At 49.1% G+C, this 2,593-nt stretch carries 2 protein-coding genes; both read right to left on the bottom strand.

Going from position 1 to position 2,593, the window contains the following annotated elements; all coding sequences use genetic code 11:
- Window positions 1-85 precede the first annotated feature (85 nt).
- Complete coding sequence (istB, locus tag MHN09_RS21095; protein ID WP_275446611.1) at window positions 86-859, bottom strand: IS21-like element helper ATPase IstB; 774 nt, start codon at window positions 857-859, stop codon at window positions 86-88.
- A 15-nt stretch (window positions 860-874) separates the two neighbouring features.
- The gene (gene istA / locus MHN09_RS21090) at window positions 875-2,395 is read right to left on the bottom strand and encodes an IS21 family transposase (protein ID WP_202942190.1); all 1,521 of its coding nucleotides are present in this window, start codon (window positions 2,393-2,395) and stop codon (window positions 875-877) included.
- Window positions 2,396-2,593 lie beyond the last annotated feature (198 nt).

The following is a 2,593-nucleotide window of genomic DNA, read 5'->3' as shown; positions in this document are numbered from 1 at the left end:
TGTCGATTGGCACCCTAATAGATCCACCCATTTGCGGCGTATTGGATCCACTTAAAACCGTCTTTTTTGTCCTCAAACAGAGTGATTATTTCTTGCTTTGTGCTCCTCGTCCAGTCTGATTATTGTTCTCTCGTAATTTGCGGTAACTTTCGCCTTCCAGAACCAGTCGATAGGCGTTGTGTCTGAGTCGATCGAGTGTCGCCGCGCCGAGCAGTTTATTTGGGAAGGCTTGTCCCCATTCACTGAAGTCTAGGTTGCTGGTGATGATTGTCGATTTCTGTTCATACCGTTCATCAATTAAGTCGTGTAAGTCTTCATCATGAGGAGATTTGAGTGGCTTTAAACCGAAGTCATCGACGATGAGCAAGTCTACTTTAGCTAACGTCTGGAAGCGTTTCTCATAGGTGTTCGTGGCTCTCGCTGCATGCAAGTTCGCAAGCAGTTTTGCCTGAGTAAAGAACAACACGTCAATCCCTTTTTGTACTGCACAGTGACCAATAGCCTGAGCAAGATGGCTTTTACCGGTGCCGCACGGCCCCGCGATAAGCACTGCTACATGTTCGTCAATGAACCGGCAATCCGCCAGTTCGTTGATATAAGCGCGGTTCAGATTAGGATTGGCATTCAGATCGAAGTTTTCCAGTGTTTTATTACCTCTGAAGCCTGCACGACGAAGACGTGTGGTATATTTTTTCTGGTCACGTCTGGCGACTTCATCTTGTACCATTAAGGCCAAGAAGTCAGGATAACTGAGTTGGTGGTCAATGGCTTCACGGTTACGTATTGCCAGAGAGTCTGTCATGCCAGACAGGCGTAGCTGTTTCAGTAGTGGCGTGAGTTCGGGGATCGGATTAATCATCATTTTTTCCTTTTTCTAATGAGGGAGTAGTTTATTTGGGTCGCGATGGAATCGACCACCGCCGGTATAAGCATCGCTTAAGGTATCGAAGGCGTTTGATTCATTGGGCTGCTGGTCTAGCCCCTTTTCTAGGATTTGTTTGACTGCGCTGTAACGCACATTGTCGAAGGTCAACGCGCGTGAGCAGGCGGCGTCGACGCGTTTATCACCGTAGCGTTTGGCAAGGCCCACAACACCTTGTGCAGCACGCAGGTTGTCCAGTACGCGACTGGCAAACAGACGCTTAATCAACACATGGCATGATTCGCCAATCCGCTTCGCCTGAGTCAGGCAATATTGCGGATCCTGCATGTTATAAGCCTGAGCGGCTGGCGGTTGATGTTCGGGAACGGTGGCTCTGCCACCCTGATGGCGCATTCGGGTATGTGTTGCTTTGAGTTCATGCCCCTGATAAATACGCACCATAGTGTCACTGGCTTTAAGCCAGAGCGTTTCTCTAATCAGCGTATAGGGCACCGAATAACGGCAGTGTTCAAATTGCACATGACCATCACCGTGTACCTTAACCTTTGCCCAGACAGCCTGCTCCGGTGGCACATCAGGTAATGGTTTAAGTCGTGCCTGTTCAATCTCAGTAAAGCGCTCCAGCGGCTGACATTTGGTGGTGCCGTGTTTACGATTTCCCGCAACCGCCAGTAACCAACGTTTAAGCTGTACGTTGGCATCACTCAGACTACGGAATTCCTTCAGAGGAACGAAGCTATTTTTGATGTACTTAACATTAGATTCGACACGGCCTTTTTTCTGCGGGTCACGCACGGGACATGGCGCAATCAAAAATCCATAGCCTTCGGCACACTCACCGTAAGCGCGCTGAACCTGTGGGTCGTGATAGCAAGCTTTTGTAATCGCACATTTAGGATTGTCGATGACCACGCGTTTTGGCACGCCTCTAAACCATTCAAACGCACGACGATGACAGGCCAGCCAGGTGGCGGTGCTTTGGTCACGAATGAACTCAGCGTAAATGTGACGACTCCAAGCCAGCGTCATCACAAATATCCAGCTTTTGCGAAGCTCGCCAGTTTCAGTATCCACAATGAGCGGCCCTGCACCAAAGTCAACTTGTGCGGTATCGCCAGCTGTGAATTCCATGACAGTAGTAGGAACTGGCGTCTTCTCAGCTAAGACTTTTAAAAAACGGATGACAGACCAGTAGCTTCCTGTGAAGCCATATTTCTCCACCAGTGCTTGATGGATTGTGGTGCCCTGCACACCATCCTGATACCACTTTTTCACTTTGTCCGCGTATGGTGCAACAGATGACGTTGTCGTTGGATTGGGTGGCCTCTCGCCGAAGACAGTGGCCAGTTGTGAATCATCAGGTAGTTCGCTATCGGGTTCAAGCCAGCCATGTTTCGATGCAATACGCTTAATCGCTTTGACTTTATTACGACCAGCGATTCCACTGTCAGCGATGGCTCGATTGGAATCGCCCATTCGCATTCGAACGAGGATGTGTCGGTATTGGTACATTTCAAACCTCCGGTTTGGCATGCGTATTCTCCTGACTACAAAACAGTCAAAGATACGCGAGTTAAACAGAAGTTTGAGGGGAAAAATCAGATTAAAGTGGATCTATTACGCCGCCAATCAGGTGGATCGATTACGGCACAAATGGGGTGGGTCCATTACGCCGCCAATGGAATGGATCCATAGCGGTGCCAATTAACA

It is taken from the genome of Alteromonas sp. MmMcT2-5, from assembly GCF_022348315.1.
In the GTDB taxonomy this organism is placed as follows: Bacteria; Pseudomonadota; Gammaproteobacteria; order Enterobacterales; family Alteromonadaceae; genus Alteromonas; species Alteromonas macleodii.
This window is presented reverse-complemented; position numbering and strand designations above follow the sequence as displayed.

Bases quoted from the DNA above. Each gene is read 5' to 3' on its own strand.
- istB (WP_275446611.1), bottom strand. From the start codon at position 859: ATGATTAATCCGATCCCCGAACTCACGCCACTACTGAAACAGCTACGC.
- istA (WP_202942190.1), bottom strand. From the start codon at position 2,395: ATGTACCAATACCGACACATCCTCGTTCGAATGCGAATGGGCGATTCC.